The sequence below is a fragment of the Ruegeria sp. S84 genome (assembly GCF_056583445.1).
On record NZ_CM152618.1, the window covers coordinates 2,836,671 to 2,860,714 of the forward strand.

The following is a 24,044-nucleotide window of genomic DNA, read 5'->3' on the forward strand; positions in this document are numbered from 1 at the left end:
TCCGGTTTCAGACCGCCCGGTAGGGGTCTCCCAACAGGTCGGCCAAAGCGCTGATCAACACCGGCCACTGGGCGCGGCGGTTCTCGTCGCGCAATCCGGCCAACAATTCGCGCCCAATGGACACCAAGGCAGGGGTGCTGTCATTGATATAGGTCACGATCCGTTGCTCAGGATTGGCCAGAAGGAAGGGTACGATGGCCGCACCTGCCTGATCCGGGGCCGTTTCAGACAAAAGCCGCATCGCCGCCTGCCGTACCGGGGCCGAGACATCGTCCAGCAAGCTGCGCGCCACATCGGCCGTCCCCTCCCAGCGGGTCAGAGTCTGCATGGCGTCGATACGAAAGGCAGTATCTCCGGTTTTCAGCATAGCCCGCAATTTGCCCCGCAGCGCATCCTGCGGTGGCAGGTCAGCCTGTTGCAGCAGGTTCAGCGCTTGCAGAGACAGATTGGCATCGGTATGCGAAAGCCCCTGTGTGATCAGCTCGATCAAATGCGACTGGTCCAGTTCGGACCCGTTGCGCGCGACCGACAAGCCCAGTGCCGCCAGCGCCTGCGCGGCGATCTCGGTCTCGGGGTCCCGCGCGATCTGGGCCAGCATGATCTGCATACCTGTGACGTCGCCCAGCAGGCGGATGGCCGAAATGCGGGTCTCACGCTCCAAGGCTTCGGCATTGTCATCCAACGCCACGCGGCGGCGTTTGGGATACCGGGTGGCCTTGACCAACAATGCCTGCTCGCGTGGCGTCAGGGGGTGCAGGTCATCATCCTCGGCCTCTTTCTTCATCTCTGCCGCGATAGCGTCATGGCCAAGGATCGCGCCGAGGCTGGAGGTAGGGCCGTTTTCACCACCGTCGGATACATCCAGCCCTGCCTCTTCCAGCGCGGCGATGTCGGTTTGCGGGGCCTCTTCCTCGTGCGCGTCTTCGACCACGCTCATCGGGGCGAGCGCGAAGGACAGCAGCAATTCGCGGCCCTGCTGCTGGTTCACATGCGGGCGGTCGGTGTCAGTAACAATCATCGCCAGCGAGGCCACGGCCTTCAGCCGCACCGACCGGAAGGGCGCGCGGCAGGCGCGTTGCAGCCATTCTGCCGTCTCGCGCAGGGGCGAGGTCGCCAGCGCGTCGACGATGGCCCATTGGATACGCTCGGCCTTGAGGTCGTCCGCCTCGACCGAGAACAGCGCGTTCAGCCGATCTGCCACCAGTTGCGGGGCCAACGCCGCCAGCAGACCCAGCGCCTGCGCCGAGACCTCAGGCTGTTGTCCAGTTGCGAGGAAATCCAGCACCTGCCAGCGCAGGTCGTCTTGATCAACGATAGGCTGGCTGCGGTCCAGCCGGTCGATCAGCGCCAGTTGCACCTTGGCGCCGGGGTCGCGCATCATGCGGTCCAGCAGTTCGGGTTCCGAGAAGCCCGAGTGGTTCAGCGCCGCGATGCGGATGTCTTCGACCGCATCGGTCAGCGCCTGTTCGACCAGCAGCGGATCACCCGGCATCAGCGCCTCATAAGCGATCAGACGCACGGCCCCGTCCTTGTCGGCGGTGGCTTTGCGCAAGATGGCTTCGGCCTCGGGTCCTCCGATGGTGGCCAGCGTGCGCAGAGCGCGGTGACGCAAACGGCGGTTCGAGGATTGAGCGAACACACCCAAGGTCGGCACGGACGGCTTACCGATCTGGCCCAGCGCTTCGCAGGCCACATCCCCCAGTTCCTGCCCGTCTTCGTCCATCAGGGCCATGAAAATGGGTTCAATCGCAGCCGCATCGCCCATGCGACCTAACGCCTTGATCGCCGCGATCTGGGTATCCAGCCAGTCGTCCCATTCGTCTTGGTGCAGCTCGTCCTCGTCCCACGTGATATCCTCGCCGCGTCCAGTGACGAGGGTGCGCAGGTACGGCGTGGCGTCCTTGGCGTTCAGCTGTGCTAAGGCGGTGACGCAGGCCAGTTTCACCTCACCGCAGGGATCGTGGATCAGGTTTTCCAGCAGTTGCGGCGCGGCCTCCGTTACGCCCAGCGCGCCCAGCGCTTGGGCTGCGTCTTGACGGACGTCTTCGTCATCATCCAGCAACGCCTCGACCAAGGCCGGGCTGTTGCTGGCTCCAATGGCGGTCAGGGCCTGAATGGCGCGCAGGCGGATCACGTCATAATCAGATTTTGCGTAGTCGGAGAACAGGCTGGTGGCCTCGTCACGCAGGGCGGTATCGGAATGCATGTTCATATCAGGTCTGCCATGTTTTGCGTTGGGACGGGTTGGGTGAATGTGGAAGACAGGTTTCCCAACCGAAGCCTGCCTTCCAGGTGGTCCCTTCTGCAGCGGGACCGGACCCGAGGGGCGGCATGGCGTCCGCCCCCCGGAAAAGCGTCAGGCGATATCGCGCGGCGCGAAGGACATCGTGCGGAACGAGGTCTTGTAGGGGCTCGGCCCCAGCTTGCGGACCTTGGCAACGCCCATCTTGTAGTTATAGTTGCCGCTGATCCAGTCGACGATCCGGCCCTCAAGCGCGTTGGCGGGCTGCTGCATGTGCAGGAAGTCCATGTAAACGACGCTTTTCTTTATGGCGGGCGTAACCATGGCCACGGCGGTGATCGCCGCTTTGGTCAGTTCGATATGCCCGTTCTCCATCAGTTTCGAGAACTGGAAGTCGTCGCCTTCCACACCGAGCAAAGTGTGCTTGTTGCCCGGAACACGTTCCGAGTAAACCATCACGTAATCACCGCTTTCGATGCCACGCTCGGCCGCATCGTCGGGGTGAATCTCGACCCAGTTCTCCGGCCAGCGTTGCACGATATACGGGCGGCGGCGGTCGTCGAAACCGGACTGCCAGCGTTCATTGATCCGACCGGATGTGGCCCACAATTCGCCTTCGTCCTTGTTGGGTTTCAGCCATTCCCAGTAATCCGAGAACAGGCCCCATGGCGATTTCTGGATGTTGCACTTGCCGGTCTGGCTGTTGAAGTGCGTCAGCTTCTTGTTGAATACATCCGCACCAGCCGCACCGGTATCAGGCAGCGTGCGGGTTGTGTCATGCAGACGCTTGGTTTCAATCAGCGTGACACCGTCGGCATCCAGCATGACCGGGCATTGCACACCATCGGTGCCGAATTCTCGGACCTTCTGGTGCAGACCTTTGCCCTCTTTCTTTGCCAGACGGTAGACCGCGTGGAAGTCCTTGCGCGACCCGCGCGTAAAGCGCACGGCCTCTTCGGCAACCTCGTTCGAGTTCTGCCAGTCGAACCCGTCAAAGCCCATCCGCTGTGCCAGTTGTGCAATGATCCACCAGTCGGGCTTGGCCGCACCGGGCGCATCATAGAACTTCTGGTACAGGCGTAGGCGGCGTTCGCCGTTGGCGCGCAGAAAGTCCTCTTCGCCCCAGGTCGCTGCGGGGAACACGATGTCGGCATAGCGGTTGCCGATCGGATCTTGCAGGTAGATGTCCTGATTGATCACCACCATGCCGCCGCTGTCGGCGCGGGCCTTCAGCGTGTCGATCATTTCTTGCTTGTCGAAAGACGCAATCTGATGCGGGTTGCGGACGGTCAGTTCCTCGAACTTGTCAGCTAACTGTTGTGAACCACACATCGCCTGAATCCATGTGGTGCCGATCACATGGGCCATACGGGTATGACCTGCGATCAGATACCGGTCGGTATCCATGGCGCGGCGACGGCGACCGGGCAGCTTCTCGGGCGATTTGTTGCGCGGGTATTTCCCGCCCTTCACGCCGCCCCGCTGGTGACCACCTGCCCGGCCAATCACCTGACCCGGACGACCGCCACAGCCACAGATGATCCCCAGCGCCGAAATCGCTTGTGTGTTGCCGGTGTTGTTGGACCAATAGAACCCTTTCTCGATCATGACCGAGGTTTTGGGCCGTGTGCCATCTGCCTTGGGCTTAGCAAGCCATTCGGCGGCAGTATAGATTTTCTGCACGTCGATTTCGGCCATAGCAGCAGCGGTTTCAGGCGCGAATTCGTCCTGCGACAGCAGCCACTCTTTCCAGTCTTCAAAGCCTTTGGTCTGGAACTTGCCCCACGTTGTGCGCCACTGCCATGGCGTGTTCCGGGTGCCCTGACCGAAGCCCGAGGAGCTTTCCCACTTGTTGTTGACCCATTTCTTGATCCAGTCGCTGTCTTCCCAGCCATTTTCCACGATGACGCGGGCGATGGCGTTGACGACCAGCAGGTCGGTACCGGGCAGAACGTCGATATGCAGGCCACCCATCTTTTCAGCATGGGCCACACCGGCAGACCGGCGCGGGATCAAATAGATCTCTTTCTGACCGTTCTGCATCCCCTTCATCATCCACTGAGTATAGAGGATGGTCTTGGTCTCATAGGGGTCGGTGCCACAGACCAGAAGGGTTTCCGCATCCCGCCAGTCCTCGTACGAGGGACCAAAGTTGTCGAAACCCGCATCCCGGAAACCGGGGGTCGAGGTCACGTCGGACGGCGTGTCGTGGAAGGTGAAGTTCGCGGTGTTGATATGACGCAGCGCGTATTTCGAGATCGCATAGGTGTTCTCGATATACTGATAGCTGAAGGTTTTTACGCCATAGGCATTGGTACCGTGCTTGGCGATCACGTGGTTGCCCACCTCAGCCGCAACATCCAGCGCCAGATCCCACGGAACCGGCATCAAGGTGCCATAGATCCGCATCAGCGGCGTCTTAAGGCGGTCGCGTGTTGGCGTCTGAGGGTTATAGCATTTCTGCGCGATACATCCGCCCCGCAAGGAACTGTCGCCGTCGGTGTTGACGTATTGCGTGTCCTTGTCAGGGATGATCACCACGTGGTGCGGCTGACCTTTGTGCAGGACGATATTGTGTTGGTTCGGCGCGACCCAGGCACCCAGCGGTGCAACAGGGAAATCCTCGCCAAACGCGTTTTCGTCCGCGGTGGGGCCGCCGGGTTTGGCCGTCACGGGCCAGCGATAGACTTTGTAACCACAAGCCACGATGCAGTAGTCGCAGGCGGTCGAGATGACCTCGGCTCCTTTGGGCGGCAGCGGGACGTTGGTTTCGGGTACGTAATACGGGGTTGCCATGATTCCGCTTCCCTTATGCAATGAGGTTGTCGTAACGGCCGTAGATCAGGCCGAACATGCCAACGGCGTAGATATCGTCACCATCCAGCTCCAAAAGGACCTGCGGCAGCGACTGATAGGCCTGCCCCGAGACGAGGATGCCGTGCCGTGTCACGTCATAGGTGGACAGGTGCAACGGGCACGGGCCCAGCACCTTATGTTCAGGCTTGTAGCTGTCATACATCGACCCGCCCTGATGGGTGCAGGTGAGGTTGAAGGCCACAACGTCTTTTTGCGGACCGATGCCGCCGCCGCTTTCCACGCCGGTCTTGACCAGGATCGAGTCCGAATAGTCGCCCTCATCCGGGTAGTAGAACTCGACCGGCACATCCTGTTCCAACTCGGAAAGTTTGCCGATCAGCTTGCGCGGATAGGTCGATACCAAAGCGGGCACCTGTTCCGCCTGGCCATGGCGGGTGGGCATGGTCACCATCACGGCAAAGGTGGTGGCACCCGAGGCGAACAGGAACTGGCGGCGGTTCACGGTGCAGGCCTTTTTGGCCTCGCCCGAACAGCTGCATCCGGTTGCGTTATGATCTTTCATGACGCTTACTCCTCTGCTGCCGCGGGAAGCGGCTGGTAATCCGGCAGATCAGGTTCTTCGACCAGAATCTCGTCACCGGACAGGGATTTCAGGAAGGCCACCAGATCCGCTTTTTCCTGATCATTCAGGCCAAGGGGTTGGATCAGCGGAGATTTATTGGCCGAGAACTCATTCTCGCCGCCGCCCTGGTTGTAGAACTCGACCACATCCTCAAGCGTATCCAACATGCCGTTATGCATGTAGGGTTCGGTATAGAGGGTGTAGCGCAGGCTTGGCGTGCGGAACTTACCCTTGTCGGCCTTTTCCTTGGTACGGAAATAGAAGCCGGGATCGTCCTTGGTGTGGCGGTACATCTCTTCGGTCGAGCCTTTGGCATAAAGCTCATACCGGAAGGTCACTTGCGCCAGACCATCGTCCTGCCAACCGTCATAGGCGGGCACACCGGTGTTGTAGTATTTCTCATCCGACAGCAGCGCACCGTTGTGGCATTCGGAACATTGTGCCTTACCGGTGAACAATTCCAGCCCGCGTTTCTGTTCGTCGGTCAGCGCCGCGTCATCCCCACGGAGATAATTGTCGAAGGGCGTGTCGGTCTGAACTATGGTCCGTTCAAACGCGGCGATGGCGCGCCATGCGTTGCTGATACGCGGCCACTGATCGCCGAAGACATCGTTGAAGCGTTCCACGTATTCGGGAACGAAGGCCAGACGCGCCTCCATCATGTCAGCCTCGCCATTACCGGCGACCGCACCGCCAGCAGCGGATTTGGCCTGGCTCTCAAGGCTTTTACTTGAACCCGCCCAGAACAGCTTGCCGTAATAGGCCGAGTTCACGATGGTCTGGCTGTTGCGCCAGTGGGTCGTGCCCGGATAGCCGAACGAGATCGGTGCCTCGACGTCCCAGCCGACATCCGGCATGTGGCAGGCCGAACAGGGCGTCGACGGATTCCCGCCAAGACGGGCATCAAAGAACAGCATCTTGCCCAGTTCGATCTTGGCGTCGGTTTGCGGGTTGTCCAGCGGGATCGGCGGCTCGCCCAGCGCCACCAGCGGCGAGTCTACATCGGGGTCTGCGCCACCGATGCCGGCCTCAATCTCGATGCTGGTTTCCGCAATCGCCTGTGCACCTAGGACGGCAAACAGGGCAGCGGTGGCGATTGTGCCTGAAAGGTAAGACTTTAGGTCTTTCATGGGTCCACTCCTCAGTTTGTCGCGTCTTGCCAGTTTTCGATCGGCGCATAATCCGTATTGATGTCCTCGGCGACAAAGTCCGGGCCGGTCAGCGGCTCACCAGACAGCGCCTTAAGGAAGGCCACCAGCTGTGCTTGTTCGGTCTCGTTGAGGCCAAGCGGCTTGATGCGCGGATCCTTGTTTTCATCTTCGCCACCACCGGCGTTGTAGAAGGCCACCACATCCTCGAGCGTCGCAATCGAGCCGTTATGCATAAATGGCGCGGTATAGGTCAGCTCACGCAGCGTGGGGGTCATGAACGTGCCGAATGTATCGGCGGTGTGAGTGCGGATATACGCACCGGGGTCGGAGCGCAGGTTCATGTAATTCTCGACGCCGAGGAACTTCATCATGGTCACAAAGGTGATGTGACGTTCCGGGGTCGCCCAGATATCGGGGTTGTCGCCCACGCCGATATTGTGCGGCAGATCATCCGTGAACCGCTCGCCCGAGTGGCAGGAATTGCAGCCGCTGGCATTGAACAGCTCATAGCCCGCCTTGGCGTCTTCCGACATCTCGCCGGTATCGAACGGCGCACCGCGCGAAATTAACGTTTTCAGATATTCCGGGATGGCGTTACGGACCCCGCCGTTCGACGGCTCGCCAAATCCGGCGGCTTCGAACATCTCGACATAAACCGGATCTTGCTTGATGCGTTCCTGCATCAAACGCATATCCATGTTCATCGAGTATGTCTCGGTGATGCTTTCGCGGGTCGCGTCGTTGAGGTTGGTGCCAATGCGCCCGTCATGGAACCACGCGGCGCGCTTGGCGCTGTTAATCAGCGTCGGCACGTTGCGGAAATGCAGGCTGCCGGCATAGGCATCCGATAGGGCCTGCCCGTCGGTAAAGCCGTTTTCCGGCTGGTGGCAGCTGGCGCAGGACAGTTCGGTGTCGCCAGACAGGCGCGGGTCAAAAAACAAACGTTTGCCAAGTGCCGCCTTGGCTTGGTCGAACTCAATGGCTTCTACCGGGCCCGGCTGTTCCGCCTGGGCATGGTGAACCGGGAACGCAACACCCACCGACAGCAATAAAACTGTCGACAGTGCCGAGAACCACGTTCTGGCTTTGGTCATCATTTAAAAAGCCCTCATTATCCGCAAATCTGATCGCTCCGGTTAACCGGAGATCGACGAGGCGAATATTAGAGAGTCATGTATCGCGATGCCTTGATCGAGATTAAATCCGCAGAGAATTGGCGACGTGATCGTCGCTTATCTGAACCAAGGCCGCGACTGTCAGACGTCGATATCCAAAGCAAGCGCATGGATACGGGGGACTATATCCCCCAATGCCGTATGTACTGCGCGATGGCGAGCAACGCGGGATTGCCCCTCGAAAGCCGCAGAACGAATAAGGACGTTGAAATGACTCTCACCGCCCTCCTGATATCCAGCGTGACCACGATGGCTCTCGCTGTCGTCAACCACCTCCAGCTCACGCGGGTTAAATGCTGCCTGCAATCGTTCACGGATTTCGTCGGTCACGCTCATTTTTATGCTCAACGGCAAATAAATTGCCGTCCCCCTCTTCTACTTTCGGCTGCTTAGATTAAACTGCTGCCTCCGAGTCGAAAAGATGCCTTCGTGAGGTTGTGCAGATGGTAAAGTCAGATCCCTTCGGATTCGATATGTCCGTGTCGAGCGCTAAGAAAAAGAAGCCGCGCGGCCGTCGGGGTATGTCAGGTGCGTCCGAAACTTCGGTGCGAGATCTGTGATCATGAGGGCTGTGAAGAACCCGGTAAGTTTCGCGCGCCCAAAGCTCCGGACGTGCTGGATGATTTTTTCTGGTTCTGCCAGCAACATGTGCGCGAATATAATCAGAAGTGGAATTTCTTCGACGGCACCACCGAGGCCGAACTGAACGCGCAGCGTTCGAAGGACAAAGTGTGGGAGCGTGAGACCAAACCGATGGGCGATCCCGAGGCCCGTGCCTGGGCACGTCTGGGGATCGAGGACCCGCATCAGGTTCTAGGCGAAAACGCCACCAAAAATCCCGGCCGCGCCAATTCCGGCGGTCGACGCCTGCCGCCGACTGAGCGCCGCGCGATTGAGATCCTCGAAGCGCAAGATAGCTGGTCGAAGGCAGAGATTCGCAAAGCCTACAAGAAGCTGATCAAGGTGCTGCACCCGGATATGAACGGTGGTGACCGATCTCAGGAAGAGCAGTTGCAAGAGGTCGTCTGGGCCTGGGATCAGATCAAGGACAGCCGCAGCTTCAAGTAGTATTCAACGGATACGGGTCAGCAGCGTTCCGTCTCACGAATAGTGCTTGTTGCGGGACATCTTTCCGATTCCCGGGTTCATACTGTTCGTGGGATCGATCGACTTGTAGAAAGCTGCCAGATCGGGTTTGGCCGCATAGAGGTGGCCGACATTGTGTTCGGCCGGGTATTCAGCGCCGCGTATGTCCAGCAACTTTAGCATTGCGGCCTTCAACGCGTTCGGATCCGCGCCTTTCTTGACGATGTAATCCTGATGCAGAACATGACACATGAAGTGGCCATAGTAGAGCTTGCCGACCAGTTGATCCGCGATCTCAACTGGCAAGTCTTCGAACCAGTCGACGTCATTGCGGCGCAGCGCGATATCTAGGGCGATGATATCTTCCACTTCGGCTGCATGAACCTTCATATAACGAATGGCTGCACCTGCGGCAGCAAAACGATGTAGCCCAGCGATCTTTGCCTCACGCAGGTCGCATTCAAAGAAATCCAGCTTGTCTTCGGCAGTCATGTCATTGAGTAGATCGCGCGCTTCATCGATACCGCCATCGCGCATTTTGAGTATGAGGTGATGCGGATACCGATCCCGATAGGCCCGCATCCGGCGCGGCAGGATATCGGGCCAAAGTCGCATCGCGAACTGCATGAATCGATCGGTAAAATTGCCGAGAACCGGTATGCCTTCCAAACGCGCGTCCACCGCGCCCTTCAGCGCAAAGAAAGTGGGCAAACGATCGGTGCCCAACTTGTCAATCATCACCATGGTGTCTTTGCCATAGCGGTCAGAGATATCGAATACCTCCTCATGCATGTATTCAGCGCTGACCGGCAGGGTTTTGAAGTCGGACAGGATGCGACGGCGCAATTCCGTGAATGCCTCGGTGTCGTGCGCCCCGACGTAGAAAGTACGTTCTGCTTCGTTCTTGGCATATGTATCCAGCCGAACCGCAAAAACCGCCAGTTTACCCGCGCAGCCCGCTGCTTCGTATAGACGCGACTCATCAGCGTTAAAGCGTGCTGGCGTTTCAGCATCTACATTACGCACCCGACGGGCGTAATCGGTGTCAGAGGCTTTGCGATTGTCGGTCTCGATATCAGTTGCTGAGAAATCACCGTTCTGCAGCCGGGTCAGGATTTCTTCGGGTGTATCACCCAACTGCATGCCCAGATGATTGACCAACTCAAGCTCGCCGTCCTGAGTGATCCGCGCGTACAGTGACAGCTCGGTATAGGAGGGGCCGCGCTCGACCAGCGAACCGCCCGAGTTGTTGCACACCCCGCCAACGACTGAGGCACCGATGCACGAAGATCCGATCACCGAATGCGGCTGGCGGCCAATCGGGTCCAGCAGCTTTTCCAGCGCAAACAGTGTGCTGCCCGGAAAGCTGATGACCTGTTTGCCTTCATTGATCAGATGCAGATCGTCCATCCGCCGCGTGTTGATCAACACTACATCACGATCGTAGCTACCCTTGGGCGTAGACCCTTCGGTCAGGCCGGTATTGGCGGCTTGCATGATGACGATTTTGTCGGCGGCAACGCAGGCTTGAAGCACCTGCCATTGTTCCAGCAGCGTGGCGGGCTGAGCCACCGCGAGCGCGTCCCCTTCACCTGATCTGAACCCCCGGCGAAAGCGGCGGGTGCTGCGCGACGAAGTCAAAACGCGCCGCCGCCCACAAATGGCCTGAAGACGCTTGATCAGATCGGCATCGTTCATCCCGCTACCCTCCGTTAATACGCGACCGAGGGCAACCACGTGGCCAGTTGCGGCCACAAGAAGACAAAGAACAGGCCGGTCAGCTGCAGGATCACGAATGGGATAATCCCTTTGTAGATGTCAGTCAGCTTGATCTCGGGCGGGCAGACCCCTTTCAGATAGAAAAGCGCAAATCCAACCGGAGGTGTCAGGAAAGAGGTCTGCAACGTCACCGCCACAAGGATTACGAACCACACCAGCGCAGGTTCATCGATGACACCGAAGCCGTCGATATCCAGGCCCAGCCCGTTCACGATGGGGCGCATCAAGGGCAGAACGATGAGCGTGATCTCGATCCAGTCCAGCACGAAGCCCAGCAGGAAGACGATGAACAGGATCATGAAGACAGTGCCATTTGGGCCGAGCCCGGTACTGTGGATCATATCCTCGATCAGCGCGTCGCCGCCCAGTTCGCGCAAGACATAGGAGAACACTGTGGCACCCAGGAAGATCGCGAAGATATAGGCGGTGGTGTTGAACGTTGCTTTCAGCACGTTCACCAGCTTGGCCAGCGTCAGCTTGCGATATCCCAGCGCCAGCAGAGTGGCTCCCAACGCGCCCACGCCCGAGGCTTCGGTCGGTGTGGTCAAACCCGCGAAGATCGAGCCCAGCACGGCGAGGATCAGGGCCAGCGTCGGCAAGACTGCAATCAGCACGTCCTTGACTGCGTTCCAGTCAGGACGGGTTGCGCCTTCGGGTACCGGGGCCACGTCGCGTTTGATCAGGGCGATGACAAAAATATAGGTCAGGTAGAGCGCGCCAATGATCACGCCGGGGAACACTGCAGCCATAAATAGGTCGCCGACCGATAGCGCCATCTGGTCCGCCATGATGACAAGCATGATCGACGGCGGGATGAGGATGCCCAGCGTGCCTGAAGCGCTGACCACACCGGCGGCCAATGAGGGGCTGTATTTCTGCTCCATCATCGACGGCAGCGAAAGCACGCCCAGCAGCACCACCGAGGCTCCGATAATGCCAGTTGAGGCGGCCAGGATGATACCGATCATTGTCACCGTGATCGCCAGCCCGCCGCGCACCGTACCAAACAGGCGCTGCATCGAGGTCATCAGACGCTCGGCCACACCGGATTCGTCCAGCATCAGGCCCATGAAGATGAACATCGGCAAGGCCACCAGAACCGCATTTGACATGGTGGCATAGACCCGGTTCACCACCGCGCCCAGCGTCAGATAGTCCAGACCGGTCAGAGTTTCCTCAAGCCCGGTCCAATTCATCATGCCGTTGTCGAACAGATAAGCGAGCCCGCAATATGCGACCCCGACCCCGGCCAGCGTCCATGCCACCGGGAAGCCGGTGAAAAGCAGCGCGATGAAGGTCAGGAACATCGCGATGACCAGTTTTTCCTCAGTCGTTTCCACCAGGAAGGTCAGCGCGGTCGCCACCACAGCAAAGCCCAACAGCGCCCAGACGATCAGACGCAGGCCCTTGCCTTGCCGTTCCTCGTCGAGATTGACGATCAGGGCGTGCACGTCGTGGATCAGCCGCGCCGCCGCAGCCAATGCCAGCAATACAAAACTGGCCGGGATCACACCTTTCAAAGCCCAACGCGCAGGTAGACCGGTAGGGCTGTCCGAGGATTCATTGACGCGCCAGCTTTCGTAAAAATAGTCATACCCCTGATCGATCATCAAATAGATGAACGGCACCAATAGGGTGAAGATTCCGATGATCTCGATAATCCGCCGCGCGCGCTGGCTGAGCTGCATGTGCAGCAGGTCCACCCGCACATGGCTGTCGGTGACCAGCGCATAAGAAATGCCGATCATCGTCACCAGACCATAGAAATGCCACTGAATCTCATCCAGCTTGGGATAGTTCTGGTTCAGCAGATAGCGCATCGCCACTTGCGAAACGATGGCCGCAACCAGCAGCAAGTTGGCCCACATGACCACATGACCCACCGCCTTGACGCCGTTGTCGATGGCAACGGCCAGTTTCTGGCGATCGGGCTCCCCATGCTCAAGGATGCTTTCATAGACTTCAATCGGGTCGTCCTGATGACGCTGTGTCTCGGCCATGGTCTCCTCCTCAAGAGTTTGGCAGTGGGGACGTGAATGCGCCCGGGTCGTTGGGGAAAATAAAGAAAATCAGAAGGGTCCGAGGGCGGCGGAAGGAAGCCGCCCCCGGACAATCGCAAGTGGCAAATTTACTTGCGGGGGAGGAATGCGTTCTCTTTCCAGACCGCATAACCGTCACGGAATTCGTTCATGTCGGCCAGAACCTTGGCAAAGAATTCGTCGTTGGCGGCCTGTTCTGCGGCAACCTCTTCCCAGGTCGCGCGGAAGGTCGACAGCATCTCGTCGTTCCACTGCTTGATCTGAACACCATTGTTTTCAACGTTGTCCAGCAGCGCAGCGTGTTGGATCGCCTCACCTTCGGCAAAGCTGTCAGCCATCGAAGCCTTACAGGCATTTTCGATGATCGCTTTGTGCTGATCGCTGGCTTCGTTCCAGACGTCCTTGTTGATCATCAGTTCAAACACCGTCGCTTGCTGGTGCCAGCCGGGGAAATAGTTGTACTTGACCAACTTGTGGAAACCGAGGCGTGCGTCGATGGCAGGCATCGAGAATTCGGTCGCGTCGATCGCGCCTTTTTCCAGTGCCGGGAAGATTTCGCCGCCGGGCAGCAGTGACGTCGCCACACCCAGCTTCTGCATCACTTCACCGCCCAGACCGAAAAAGCGCATCTTCAGGCCGTTCAGGTCTTCGGGGCTGTTGATCTCATTCGCGAACCAGCCCGAGGTTTCGGGAGCGATAATGGCGCAGGGAATGACATGGACGTTGAAACCGGCCTGATCATACATCTCCTGATACAAGCTCATGCCGTTGCCATAGTACAGCCACGCCATGTATTCACCCGCCTCAGGGCCAAACGGAACGGCCGAGAACAACGGTGCAGCCGGGATCTTACCCGCCCAGTAGCCGGCGGTGGTATAGCCCGAATTGATCTTGCCTGAAGACACCGCATCCAGAATTTCAAACGGCGGGACCAGCTTGCCCGGTTCGTAAACCTTCATCTTCAGCGTGCCGCCGGACATCAGGTCCAGCTGTTCGGCCACGCGCGGGATCGGCGAGCCGAGGCCCGGTAGAGCGGTTGAAAACGCGATTGGGGTTTTCAGCAGCATCTTATCCGCCGCGTGGGCAACCGGGGCTGCCAGCAGCGAGGCCGCAACGGCAAGCGATGTCAGGGTGGTCTTCATGGGTTCTCCTCCAAGGTAAAGATCAGCCGGTGGTCTGGCTGTCACTCTCGCCGCGAGCACGGCTTAAGTGGTAAATATTGTTTACCTTATCATTTAGTCAACAATTTTATTTACCAATTTGGCTACGCCGCGGTGGTGTGGCTCATAACCAAGATTGACCTTTCATAACCCGAAATTTTCGAATAATTTTGCGACACTCAATAAAAACAAACGCTTATATGCGCGGCGAGCGTCCGTATTTTTGGGTAGTTTTTCTTGCAATGCCGAAAGCTAGTGGTAAATATTATAAACAACCTCGACGATCTTTAATCTAACTACCGGACAGGAATTATGAGCACGAACAGCCTCTTTGATCCCGTTGGTCACGAATCAATTGCCGATGCGGTGGTCGCACAAATCGAGACAATGATTGTTGATGGAATCCTGAAAGAGGGTCGCAAAATCCCGTCTGAACGGGAGCTTGCGGAAGCCCTAGGCGTTTCACGCCCCAAGCTGCGCGAAGCACTCCAAACCCTCGAAAATCGCGGCTTGGTGACCGTGCGACATGGCGAGGGCACCTTTATCGCCCCACTGACCGGTCGTGCCATGTCGCCCGCCCTTCTGTCTCTCTATGCCCGGCACGGCAGTGCTTTCTACGATTATCTTGAATACCGGCGCGAGCAAGAGGCCTTTGCCAGCCGCCTCGCCGCACAGCGCGCTACACAATCCGACAAGGAACGGATTGCTGAAATCATCGATGAAATGCAGCGAGCCTGGGAGAATGATGATCAGGATGCCAGTGAAGAGGCTGATTTTCGACTGCACGCCGCCGTTGTCGATGCGAGCCAAAACACGACCCTTATCCACATGATGGCATCCATCTATGACCTCACGCGCCAAGGCGTGTTCTACAACCGCCGCTTCCTGCGCTCGATGGACGGCACGGGTGAAGCACTGCTTGATCAGCACAAGGCAATCGCGCAGGCCATCATCGATGGCGACCCGGACCGTGCAGAAACCGCCGCACGCACGCATATGGATTTCGTCGAGGATTCATTTCGCGTTGGACAAGAACAACAAGCTCGCGAGATCCGCGCAGCAAAACGGCGGCAGTTTTCGGATTGAGGTCAAAAACAGAGGCGTATTTTTTGTTCTAAGGAAAAGTCTCCCGCACGACGTACTAAGTCTTGGCTTTGCCTTTCTCGACCGGTTCTCGCCTCAGGCACTTTTCCAAGTCTACTTCCAATGCACTGAGGTTTATGTCTCCAGCTCGCAGAGCGTCCACCTCATTGGCTCCTTGCCTCGTCAAACCAAGGTTTTTGAGCAACGTGTTCCAGTCCGGTACGTCCCGTTTCAATCCCGCGCGCAGCAAAACCTCAATTTTTCGAATGTACCAAAGGGTCAGAGAAGACACACGAATGTCTGGTGGAGTGTCCACAGGTACATGGGCGGCAATCGCAGCGCTTGCGCACGCCATTGACTCGGATGCCACGTAGAAAGCCTGCGCCGCGCTGTTAGGGTTTACGTATTTAACGCCTTCATTGATCAAAGCTCCACCGGCCAAGACCAAGGCCAGGTCTTTCCCTGAGATCGAGGCCGCACTTCCAAGCGCGGCACCGCCTGCTACAGTGATCAGTGCCGCCGCTGTCAGGTCCCGATTGCGCGCTGCTTCGTCGCCCAGCCTTTTGTAGGCATCTGAAAGTTGCAGCGCATAATACGACGTACGAATAGGACCGCGTTCAAGCAACAGGCTTGTGGACTGAAATGTTTTTGGTGCCGTTTCAAACGCACCCCCGATCCCAACAGCGTGCTGGATAACGTCTCCCGATGTATTCGACAGCACGGTTTGCTCGGCATTAAAGGCCCTATTCTCGTAGGCACAACCGGTGATCAAAGTCAGCGGCACCAAGGCCGGAATCAGGCGATTGAAAACGGACTTCATCAAATTTCCCCATGAAAACGCGCAATTGAATAGGTGAAACTATACAATCATAGGGTGTTTCAGGCAAATTCGGCCGCACATGTCATCGCCAACTCACAATGCCACAACCCGTTTCAAACACCCGGCGCGACGCGCATGGATGGCTTATAAATCCCGAATCCAGAATTGAAGCGGCTTTTGGGTTTCGCAATCGTCGCCTCGATCCTTCCACGAGAATAGCGCCACGACGCCAGGAAGCGGCGCATATCCCCGCGCGCGCCAGAAGGCATCCAACGGGCGGTAATGATCTGGTCGCATGGGGTGGTCGTCAGGGCGTACTACACTGCAGAAGGCGCTTTTGGTGAATCCCATCGCATGGGCGTGGGCTTCGCGCAGATCAAAGAACGTATGGCCTGCTCCCTGCCCGCGATACTCCGGCAGCAGAACCGATTCTGCGCAATAGAAGATATCGCCCAGCGATAGGCCCGAGCCTTCGAACGCGGCCGCGAAATCGTCGGCGTGATCCGTCAAAGGTGCACCCGTCGAAGCACCCACCAAAGTATCACCGTCGAACGCTCCGACAACGATGGCCCTGGCGCTATCGACGTAGGACTGCAGGTATTTCCGCTCATACTTCAGATCGCCATCATAGAGATATGGCCAAGCGTGAAATACGTCGATCCGCAGGCGCGCGACTTCATCCAACGCGTCGACCAATGTCGATCCGGTCATTGCGCGGACCTGCGAAATCTCAGCCATTCGAGACCTGTTTGGTCCAGTCCGCAAGGTTGTAAAACGTGGTCACGCGGGTGATCTTGCCGTCGTTAAGGTCAAAAAACGAACCCGCAGGCAAGCGGTAAGTCTGCCCATACGCTTCTGGCAGACCTTCATCAGTTTCCAGATAGGTTCCGTTGACGATGAACTCAGCCGCAGCACGGGTACCGCCTTCGGCTTCAAAGATCACGATATCCGTCAGGTTCTCGCGGTAGCAGCGGTTCATATGCGCGCAGAAGGCGGCAAATTTCTCTTTGCCGACGCGAATCTGACCTTCGTTGACATGATGGGCCACGTCATCCGACAGGCAGGCCAACATGCCATCCACGTCACCGGCATTGAAGGCATCAAAGTAAGTTTTCACGGTCGGGTTCATGGTCACTCCGTCGGTTCACCCCAGCGGTCTTTCAGATGCGCGATGATCTGATCTCGGGTTTGTCGATAATGACGTAGCTTGTCCTCGCGGGTTTCACCTAGTCCGGTAGGGTCCATAATTGGCCAATAATCGACATCCAGGTGAAAAAAACGCGTCAGTTCCAGCGCTTTTCGCTGGCTGGCGGGTGACAGGGCCACGATCAGATCAAATGAACTGAGGTCATCGCCCCATTGCTCCATTTCGTCAAAAGAACGCGAGCGGTGACGGGACAGCTCAACGCCAATCTCCTGACAGGCTGCGATGCAGAACCCATCGATCTCCAGATCGTTATGCACGCCAGCAGATTGCACATAGGTGCCGGTGCCGTAAAACTTCTTCATGATGCCTTCGGCCATGGGTGACCGAACCGAATTGTGGTCGCAACAGAACAGAATGGACTGCGGCAGAGGCGTCACCCGTTAGCCTCCAAAATGAAGGACGCAGATGAGCGTAAAGAGGCGGCGGGCAGTATCAGTATCAACCTCAGCTTTGCCTTCCAGCCTTTCCTGTAACACGCGGCTGCCTTCGTTGTGGATGCCGCGCCGAGCCATATCGATCGTTTCGATCTGACTGGGCGGCAGTGTTTTCACCGCATCGAAATAGCTCTCGCAGATCTGAAAATAGTCTTTTACGACCTGCCGGAATGGACCAAGCGACAGATGAAACTCAGCCGCCTTCTCGCTGGCTTCGGTGGCGATATCGAAAACCAGTCGCTTGTCACGGATTGATAGCTGCACATGGTAGGGCCCGTCGGGGATCACCCGATCGTCGCGCGCTGGCAGCGTGAACGAGTTATCTTCAAGCAAATCATATATGGCGACCTTCCGCTCCTGCTCGATCTCCGGTGTCGGCGGGGGCAGATTTCGGTCGTCCAGTTCGATATGCGAAATACGGGTCATCTTAACGGTCACAATCCTTGCGTCTGCACAGACCTATAACAACGATTTTCATTGAGCAACGTACAGAAGCGCCATGCGTGCCAAGTCTTTGCGTCACTTCAGCCATTCAGCCGGTTAAGGCGCGCAGAAACGGACAGGCCATGCGCTTCGAGGCTTTCGGATTGCGCAAGCGTTTCAGCCGCCGGGCCGATGGCGCGCAAAGCTTCGGGTGTCATCTGGCTGAGCGTTGTGCGTTTGAGAAAATCCATCACGCTAAGGCCAGACGAAAAGCGCGCCGAACGCGCTGTGGGCAGCACGTGATTGGGGCCGCCGACATAATCGCCAATGGCTTCGGGCGTGTACTGGCCAAGGAAAATGGCACCGGCATGGATCGTTTGCTGGCTTAACGCCACCGGGTCGGCCACGCAGAGTTCCAGATGTTCGGGCGCGATGCGGTTGGACAACGCGGCAGCCTCGTCCAGATCGCGCGCAGTGATTACGGCACCAAAGTCGCGCCAGCTGGCCCAGGCGATGGCGCGGCGTTGCAGGGTCTCAAGACGTTTTTCCACCGCTTGCGTCACGGCTTGACCAAATTCTGCGTCATCCGTGATCAAAATGGATTGGGCGCTTTCGTCATGCTCGGCCTGGCTGAGCAGGTCCAGCGCGATCCAGTCGGGGTCGTTGTCCTTGTCTGCAATGACCAGAATTTCCGAGGGGCCCGCGATCATGTCGATGCCGACCTTGCCGAATACACGGCGTTTCGCGGCGGCCACGAAGGCGTTGCCCGGGCCGGTGATCTTATCGACCGGCGCAATGGTTTCGGTGCCATAAGCCAGCGCGGCCACAGCTTGCGCGCCGCCGATGCGATAAATCTCATCCACGCCCGACAGTTGTGCCGCCAGCAGGACCAGCGGGTTTGCCTGACCCTCAGGCGTGGGGACGACAATGGCCAACCGGTCTACGCCCGCCACCTTCGCAGGTATTGCGTTCATCAAAACCGACGACGGGTATGAAGCCAATCCGCCCGGCACATAAAGCCCCGCAGCCGACACCGCCGACCAGCGCCAGCCGAGTGTTGCGCCTGCCTCATCGGTCCACTGATGATCCTCGGGCATCTGCTTTTCGTGATATGCACGAATGCGTTCTGCAGCCAGTTCCAACGCGGCCCGGTCCTGGCGCGTGACCTGCGCAACGGCCTCGGCGATCTCATTGGATGAAAAGGCCATGGTCTCGGGCGTCAGCTCCAGCCGGTCGAATTTCGCGGTAAGTTCGATCACCGAAGCATCACCACGGGTCCGCACATCATCGATGATCTGCGCCACGACCGCATCCACATCGGGGCTGTCCTCGCGCTTGGCGGACAACAGCGCCTGAAATGCAGGTTCGAAATCGGCGGAGGTCGTATCGAGGAAAGCGGGCATGTGAGAGACTCCGGAAGCGTTTCAACGGGTCTTATCGCCCGGGCCGGGTGGCCTCAACCCTTAGGCCGCTGGGTGCAGCGATTTGCGCATCGGGAATTGGGGGATGCCGTGCCATTCCGTCGGGTCGCCGACATCATGCCAGCCGTGCGCCAGATAGAACGAATGTGCCGTTTTGGTCGCGTGCAGATGCGCCTCAGAGGCGCCACGTGCTTGCAGTTCCTCTTCCAACCGGTGCAGCAGCGCTGCTCCGAGCCCGCGCCCTGCGTGATCGGGATCGACATAAAGCAGGGATATCTCACCCTCGCCACTTAAACCGCCCACTGCAGTAACCACTCCCACTTGCGTAGCGACCCAAAGGATTGCTCCACTATCGATCCAGTTTCGGACCGAAGCCGGATCCTTATTGGCAGACCAGCGGGAAAGGTTTTCGGGATTATCCAGATGATCCGCCCGACAGAGGTCACGGATCGATCGGATCAGAACACGGTTGATGTCGAATACATCAAACACGGTTGCCCGCCGCACCGCGATGCCGCGTGGCGGATTCGGGAAGGCCTGAGCGATGCCACGTTTATTCTTCACTCGGGGTGATGGGGCGCTTGTCCAGAAGGCGCCTTGTAGGGACGCGTCACATCCTTGAGCGTTGCATCGATGGCCTCAACCGACAGGCGGATCGCGCCGTCGCCTGCCAAGGTCAACAGGATTTGTCCCGCACCATCCTCGCTTGGCTCGAATTCGACCGAGAGCAGAGACAGGATCATGTCCTTGTCGCTGCGGTCGATGCCCTGACTCGCTACCGACAGAACCGAGCCGAACATCAAAACGGCCTGCACCCGCTCGTAGGCGCGACCGCGCCGGGCAGCGGCATCCTTGTCTTCCCAGCGAAAGCGATTGAGCAGCAGCGCAAAGCGGCGCTGGCCGGGTTGCCATGTCATCTCGGTCACCGGGAAAACCGCATCCTGCGTCAGGGTCGCAATCACCTGGAGATCATCGGCATCCTCGGCTCCAAGGTTCAGCGGTGCCTCGCGGCCATCTTTGAAACTTGCGTCTGTCATTGACCCTTAATCCGTTCGATCTTTGCGCCCACGCCTTCCAGCTTGCGCACCACATGTTCATATCCGCGGTCCAGATGATAGACCCGGCTGACAACCGTCTCACCTTCCGCCGCCATTCCAGCAAGGATCAGCGAAACCGAGGCCCTCAGGTCTGTCGCCATCACCGGAGCACCTTTCAATCGTTCGACCCCGGTTACGGTGGCCGTGCCGCCATGTACCTCGATATTCGCGCCCATGCGCACCAGTTCGGGCGCATGCATAAAGCGATTCTCGAAAATACGCTCTTCAAGCACGGACACACCTTCGGCAGTGCACATCAGCGCCATCATCTGCGCCTGCAGATCGGTCGGGAAGCCGGGGAAGGGTTCGGTGACCACATCTACCGAGGTCACACGCCCGTTCTTACGAGAAACCTTCAGCCCCTTGTCGGTTTCAGAAACACTGATCCCCGCCGCATCCAGCTTGGCGGCGAAGGATTCGACCAGCGACATGCGCCCGCCCAGCAGCTCAACCTCGCCCCCGCAGATCGCCGGGGCCAGCATATAAGTGCCCAGCTCAATCCGGTCGGTCACCACCTGATGGGTCGCGCCGTGCAGACGATCGACACCCTGAATTTCGATGGTCGAGGTCCCCTCACCCGAAATCTGAGCGCCCATCTTGCGCAAGCATTCGACCAGATCGACAATCTCGGGCTCGCGCGCGGCGTTTTTCAGCACCGTGGTGCCCTTGGCCAGCGTGGCGGCCATGACGATGTTCTCGGTCGCGCCGACCGAGGCAAAGCGCATCTCATGCACAGCGCCTTTCAGCCCGCCCGACGCCTTCGCGTGCAGATAGCCATCTTTAAGCTCGATCTCGGCGCCCAGCGCCTCAAGCCCTTCGACATGCAAATCCATCGGGCGCGCGCCAATGGCACATCCACCAGGTAGCGACACCACGGCCTGCCCCAGCCGCGCCAGCATCGGCCCCAACACCAGGTTCGAAGCGCGCATTTTTCGCACGATGTCATAATCCGCCGTGTGGCTGTTCAGGTCATGGCTGGACATCGCAATGACTTGACCATCCTGCAGCGAAGACACCTCGGCCCCCAGCGACCGCAGCAGCGCCGTCATGGTCTTGATGTCACTCAAACGCGGCGCATTGGTCAACGTCAGCGGTTCTTCGCTGAGCAAGGTCGCGGGCATCAGCGTCAGACACGCATTTTTGGCCCCCGCAATGGGAATCTGCCCGTTCAGCGGGCCATTACCCGTTACCAGAATCGAATCCATTTGCTCTTATCCCTCGTCCTTGCCGGCTTTGTCCCCGGAGGTGGCCCGCGCCTTGGCCTGAGCCTTGCGCCGCGCCATATTCGCTTTTAGCGCCGCCTTTAGACGGTCTTCGCGCGTTTCCCCGGACTTGCCGTGTTTTTTAGGTGAATTTTTGTCTGCCATTGCCTTTCTCTACAGGAGTAGAAAAAACCGTCCAGACACCCTTGCGCCGCGTTTCGTTTGAGTCTAATCACCCGCCCACAGCGCTGCTGTAGCTCAGAGGTAGAGCACTCCCTTGGTAAGGGAGAGGTCGAGAGTTCAATTCTCTCCAGCAGCACCATCTTCACGTCCGACATAATGCTTCGAGTGGTGCACGATCACGTGGCGTCTCAGCCACTGGCATTTTCATTGAATTGAGTTGAAGTTGACGCGCGCAAGCGCCTGATGACAGCGGGCGGTTGCATCACAACCGCCCGTGCCTAGGTTTATTCCGCAGGTGCTGTGGTCTGCTTTTGCCTCAGACCATCGCGATAAAGCGCCTTGGCGAGCGCTATGCACATCAGGCCCATGACCATCGTAAAGGGTAGCGCACCGATGATCATCGCATTTCGCAAGGCGTCCATCGGATTGTTTTCACCCGCAGCGAGGATCAGAGCGCCAATCACCGCTGTCAGGATAAGGCCCCAGACGATCTTGTGCTTGTTACCGATGTTCTGATCTCCGCCAGACATGATGGTGTTCATCACCAGAATGCCCGAGTCCGCCGAGGTGACCAGGAAGGTCATGATCAGGACGACGCACATCACGGTGATGCCAGACAACAGCCCACCGGTGATCATCTCTTGCAATGTGACAAACAGCTTGGCGGTGTTCGACGCCCCGACGATGGCGCCTTCGGCGGTGCCATTCAGTTCTAGATCGATCGCGGTGCCACCCAGAATGGTCATCCACGCAAAGCAGACCAGCGCAGGGGCAAAGACACAACCGATGATGAACTCACGCACAGAGCGTCCTTTGGAAATGCGCGCCAGGAACAGGCCGACGAAAGGCGAAAACGCAATCCACCAGGCCCAGTAGAACGTGGTCCAGCCCGCTTGCCAGCCAAACTGCCGACCCGGATCACCTGCGGCGTAGACCGAAGCCAGTACAGATTCCGGCAGCGCGGCGGCGTCGCCTTCCAGGCCAGATTTGAACCCGTCAAACGATCCCCAAGGATTGGTCGCACCGGCATAAAGCGCATCGGCAAACGGCGCTGCTTCACTCGGCAGGGCAGCATCAAACGCCGCCGCCGATTGCGGATTGAAAGCACCAAAGCTGAGCGAAATGAAGTGCTGGATGTAATCGACAAATGCAGTTGCGTAAGTCGTCATCGCGAACAGGAACGACCCAAAGACAACAAAGACCAGCAACAGGATCAGCGACAACACCAGGTTCAGGTTAGACAGGTACTTGACGCCACGACCAACACCAGAGACAGCCGAGATGATCGAAAGGCCCATGATCACAATGAGGCCAGCCAGCAGACCAACAGTGCTGGGGGCTGGTGCGTCACCGGTCAGATCCATCATCCATTCCATACCCGAAATGGCGTATAGGCCGTCGATGAACTGCGAAACCCCGTACCCGATGGTAACTGAAACACCCAGAATGGTTGCTACCACGCCCAGCACATCCACGACGTGGCCCAGGAAGCCGTTCATCAGCTTGCCGAACAGAGGTGTCAGCGCGGTGCGAATAGTCAGGGGCATGTTGCGCGTGTAGGCGTAATAGGCCAGCGACAGGCCGGTCACCACATAGATCGCCCAGGCGTGAAACCCGTAATGCAAGAAAGTGTAGCGATATCCTGACTGCAATGCGTCTTCGCTATTGCCGACGACATCGCCCGCGATGACAACCGGGTTCGATCCCCACAGCCCTAAAGGCTCAGCGGTAGCGAACACCATGAGACCGACGCCCAAGCCCGCGCCAAACATCATCGAAAACCATGAGAAATCCGAGAATTCTGGTTTTTCGCCCTCTGGGCCCATAAGCCGCTTACCGGTTTGCGGCAGCGCCGCCACGACAAACAGGAAAAAGACAAAAAAGCCGACAATAATGATATAGAAGGCGTTGAAATCTTCCAGCAGACGCGAGTTCAGGCTTCCAAGAACTCCGTTTGCATTTGCGGGCCAGACAAGCGCCCAGATAACCAGCGCGACCATGATTGACTTGCTCAGCAAGGCAATCTCAACACTGTGCCCTTCATAAAACCCGCCCGAAGATCGCTTGATCTCCAGATCGGTAAAAGGTTCCTTCATAGACATG

General features: G+C 58.3%; 21 protein-coding genes, 1 tRNA gene and 1 pseudogene. 3 read left to right on the plus strand and 20 right to left on the minus strand.

The annotated features are described in order from the left end of the window. Nucleotides 1–7: 7 nt before the first annotated feature. The 6 genes from AC1DFB_RS14330 to AC1DFB_RS14355 all read right to left on the minus strand — a co-directional run bounded on the left by AC1DFB_RS14330 (nucleotide 8) and on the right by AC1DFB_RS14355 (nucleotide 8,343). Entirely contained in the window at nucleotides 8–2,212 is a 2,205-nt protein-coding gene (locus AC1DFB_RS14330; RefSeq protein WP_480921527.1) for a HEAT repeat domain-containing protein, read from the minus strand. A 144-nt stretch (nucleotides 2,213–2,356) separates the two neighbouring features. Next, on the minus strand, nucleotides 2,357–5,038 hold the full coding sequence (locus AC1DFB_RS14335; protein WP_170595222.1) for an arsenate reductase (azurin) large subunit: 2,682 nt from the start codon (nucleotides 5,036–5,038) through the stop codon (nucleotides 2,357–2,359). A gap of 13 nt (nucleotides 5,039–5,051) precedes the next feature. Continuing rightward, nucleotides 5,052–5,621: an arsenate reductase (azurin) small subunit gene (locus AC1DFB_RS14340; protein ID WP_170425700.1), complete on the minus strand. Its 570-nt coding sequence runs from the start codon at nucleotides 5,619–5,621 to the stop codon at nucleotides 5,052–5,054. 5 nt (nucleotides 5,622–5,626) lie between these two features. After that, on the minus strand, nucleotides 5,627–6,811 hold the full coding sequence (locus tag AC1DFB_RS14345; RefSeq protein ID WP_480921528.1) for a cytochrome-c peroxidase: 1,185 nt from the start codon (nucleotides 6,809–6,811) through the stop codon (nucleotides 5,627–5,629). Nucleotides 6,812–6,822: 11 nt separating this feature from the next. After that, nucleotides 6,823–7,929, minus strand: a complete 1,107-nt coding sequence (locus AC1DFB_RS14350; RefSeq protein WP_480921529.1) for a cytochrome-c peroxidase — start codon at nucleotides 7,927–7,929, stop codon at nucleotides 6,823–6,825. Nucleotides 7,930–8,088: 159 nt separating this feature from the next. Continuing rightward, entirely contained in the window at nucleotides 8,089–8,343 is a 255-nt protein-coding gene (locus AC1DFB_RS14355; protein WP_170398480.1) for a BolA family protein, read from the minus strand. A 107-nt stretch (nucleotides 8,344–8,450) separates the two neighbouring features. Here AC1DFB_RS14355 and AC1DFB_RS14360 point away from each other — a divergent pair. Next, nucleotides 8,451–9,075, plus strand: a pseudogene (locus AC1DFB_RS14360) (DnaJ domain-containing protein). 33 nt (nucleotides 9,076–9,108) lie between these two features. On the opposite strand, the gene dld reads toward AC1DFB_RS14360, so the two are convergent. The 3 genes from dld to AC1DFB_RS14375 all read right to left on the minus strand — a co-directional run bounded on the left by dld (nucleotide 9,109) and on the right by AC1DFB_RS14375 (nucleotide 14,053). Next, on the minus strand, nucleotides 9,109–10,791 hold the full coding sequence (dld, locus tag AC1DFB_RS14365) for a D-lactate dehydrogenase (RefSeq protein ID WP_480921530.1): 1,683 nt from the start codon (nucleotides 10,789–10,791) through the stop codon (nucleotides 9,109–9,111). 14 nt (nucleotides 10,792–10,805) lie between these two features. Continuing rightward, nucleotides 10,806–12,872 carry a TRAP transporter large permease subunit gene (locus AC1DFB_RS14370; RefSeq protein ID WP_480921531.1) on the minus strand — a complete coding sequence of 689 codons (2,067 nt, stop codon included), beginning with the start codon at nucleotides 12,870–12,872 and terminating at the stop codon, nucleotides 10,806–10,808. A 128-nt stretch (nucleotides 12,873–13,000) separates the two neighbouring features. Beyond that, nucleotides 13,001–14,053, minus strand: coding sequence for a TRAP transporter substrate-binding protein (locus AC1DFB_RS14375; RefSeq protein ID WP_170398473.1), 1,053 nt, complete (start codon nucleotides 14,051–14,053; stop codon nucleotides 13,001–13,003). A 330-nt stretch (nucleotides 14,054–14,383) separates the two neighbouring features. On the opposite strand from AC1DFB_RS14375, the gene AC1DFB_RS14380 reads away from it, so the two are divergent. After that, entirely contained in the window at nucleotides 14,384–15,157 is a 774-nt protein-coding gene (locus tag AC1DFB_RS14380; protein ID WP_480921532.1) for a FadR/GntR family transcriptional regulator, read from the plus strand. Nucleotides 15,158–15,212: 55 nt separating this feature from the next. Here the strand turns inward: AC1DFB_RS14380 and AC1DFB_RS14385 are convergent, their stop codons facing one another. The 10 genes from AC1DFB_RS14385 to AC1DFB_RS14430 form a co-directional block, all read right to left on the minus strand. Beyond that, nucleotides 15,213–15,974 carry a hypothetical protein gene (locus tag AC1DFB_RS14385; protein WP_170513804.1) on the minus strand — a complete coding sequence of 254 codons (762 nt, stop codon included), beginning with the start codon at nucleotides 15,972–15,974 and terminating at the stop codon, nucleotides 15,213–15,215. A gap of 144 nt (nucleotides 15,975–16,118) precedes the next feature. Then, the gene (locus AC1DFB_RS14390; protein WP_170408225.1) at nucleotides 16,119–16,712 is read right to left on the minus strand and encodes a GNAT family N-acetyltransferase; all 594 of its coding nucleotides are present in this window, start codon (nucleotides 16,710–16,712) and stop codon (nucleotides 16,119–16,121) included. Then, complete coding sequence (locus AC1DFB_RS14395) at nucleotides 16,705–17,103, minus strand: ketosteroid isomerase-related protein (RefSeq protein WP_170398462.1); 399 nt, start codon at nucleotides 17,101–17,103, stop codon at nucleotides 16,705–16,707. The genes AC1DFB_RS14390 and AC1DFB_RS14395 overlap by 8 nt, the downstream gene beginning before the upstream one ends. 2 nt (nucleotides 17,104–17,105) lie before the next feature. Then, nucleotides 17,106–17,558 carry an arsenate-mycothiol transferase ArsC gene (locus AC1DFB_RS14400; protein WP_170398460.1) on the minus strand — a complete coding sequence of 151 codons (453 nt, stop codon included), beginning with the start codon at nucleotides 17,556–17,558 and terminating at the stop codon, nucleotides 17,106–17,108. Between the two features lie 3 nt (nucleotides 17,559–17,561). Then, complete coding sequence (locus tag AC1DFB_RS14405) at nucleotides 17,562–18,041, minus strand: UPF0262 family protein (RefSeq protein ID WP_480921533.1); 480 nt, start codon at nucleotides 18,039–18,041, stop codon at nucleotides 17,562–17,564. Nucleotides 18,042–18,139: 98 nt separating this feature from the next. Further along, nucleotides 18,140–19,441 carry a histidinol dehydrogenase gene (gene hisD / locus AC1DFB_RS14410; protein WP_480921534.1) on the minus strand — a complete coding sequence of 434 codons (1,302 nt, stop codon included), beginning with the start codon at nucleotides 19,439–19,441 and terminating at the stop codon, nucleotides 18,140–18,142. Between the two features lie 60 nt (nucleotides 19,442–19,501). Continuing rightward, nucleotides 19,502–20,023, minus strand: coding sequence for a GNAT family N-acetyltransferase (locus AC1DFB_RS14415; protein WP_480921535.1), 522 nt, complete (start codon nucleotides 20,021–20,023; stop codon nucleotides 19,502–19,504). After that, on the minus strand, nucleotides 20,020–20,496 hold the full coding sequence (locus AC1DFB_RS14420; protein WP_170408222.1) for a DUF2948 family protein: 477 nt from the start codon (nucleotides 20,494–20,496) through the stop codon (nucleotides 20,020–20,022). Before AC1DFB_RS14420 ends, AC1DFB_RS14415 begins: the two co-directional genes overlap by 4 nt. Continuing rightward, a complete protein-coding gene (murA, locus tag AC1DFB_RS14425) occupies nucleotides 20,493–21,761 on the minus strand; it encodes a UDP-N-acetylglucosamine 1-carboxyvinyltransferase (protein ID WP_170398447.1) in 1,269 nt (422 codons plus the stop codon). Before murA ends, AC1DFB_RS14420 begins: the two co-directional genes overlap by 4 nt. Before the next feature lie 6 nt (nucleotides 21,762–21,767). After that, a complete protein-coding gene (locus AC1DFB_RS14430; protein WP_170425679.1) occupies nucleotides 21,768–21,923 on the minus strand; it encodes a hypothetical protein in 156 nt (51 codons plus the stop codon). A gap of 82 nt (nucleotides 21,924–22,005) precedes the next feature. Here AC1DFB_RS14430 and AC1DFB_RS14435 point away from each other — a divergent pair. After that, nucleotides 22,006–22,080 (plus strand) — tRNA-Thr (locus AC1DFB_RS14435). A 145-nt stretch (nucleotides 22,081–22,225) separates the two neighbouring features. On the opposite strand, the gene AC1DFB_RS14440 is transcribed toward AC1DFB_RS14435, so the two are convergent. Beyond that, on the minus strand, nucleotides 22,226–24,043 hold the full coding sequence (locus AC1DFB_RS14440) for a BCCT family transporter (protein WP_170408220.1): 1,818 nt from the start codon (nucleotides 24,041–24,043) through the stop codon (nucleotides 22,226–22,228). Nucleotide 24,044 lies beyond the last annotated feature (1 nt).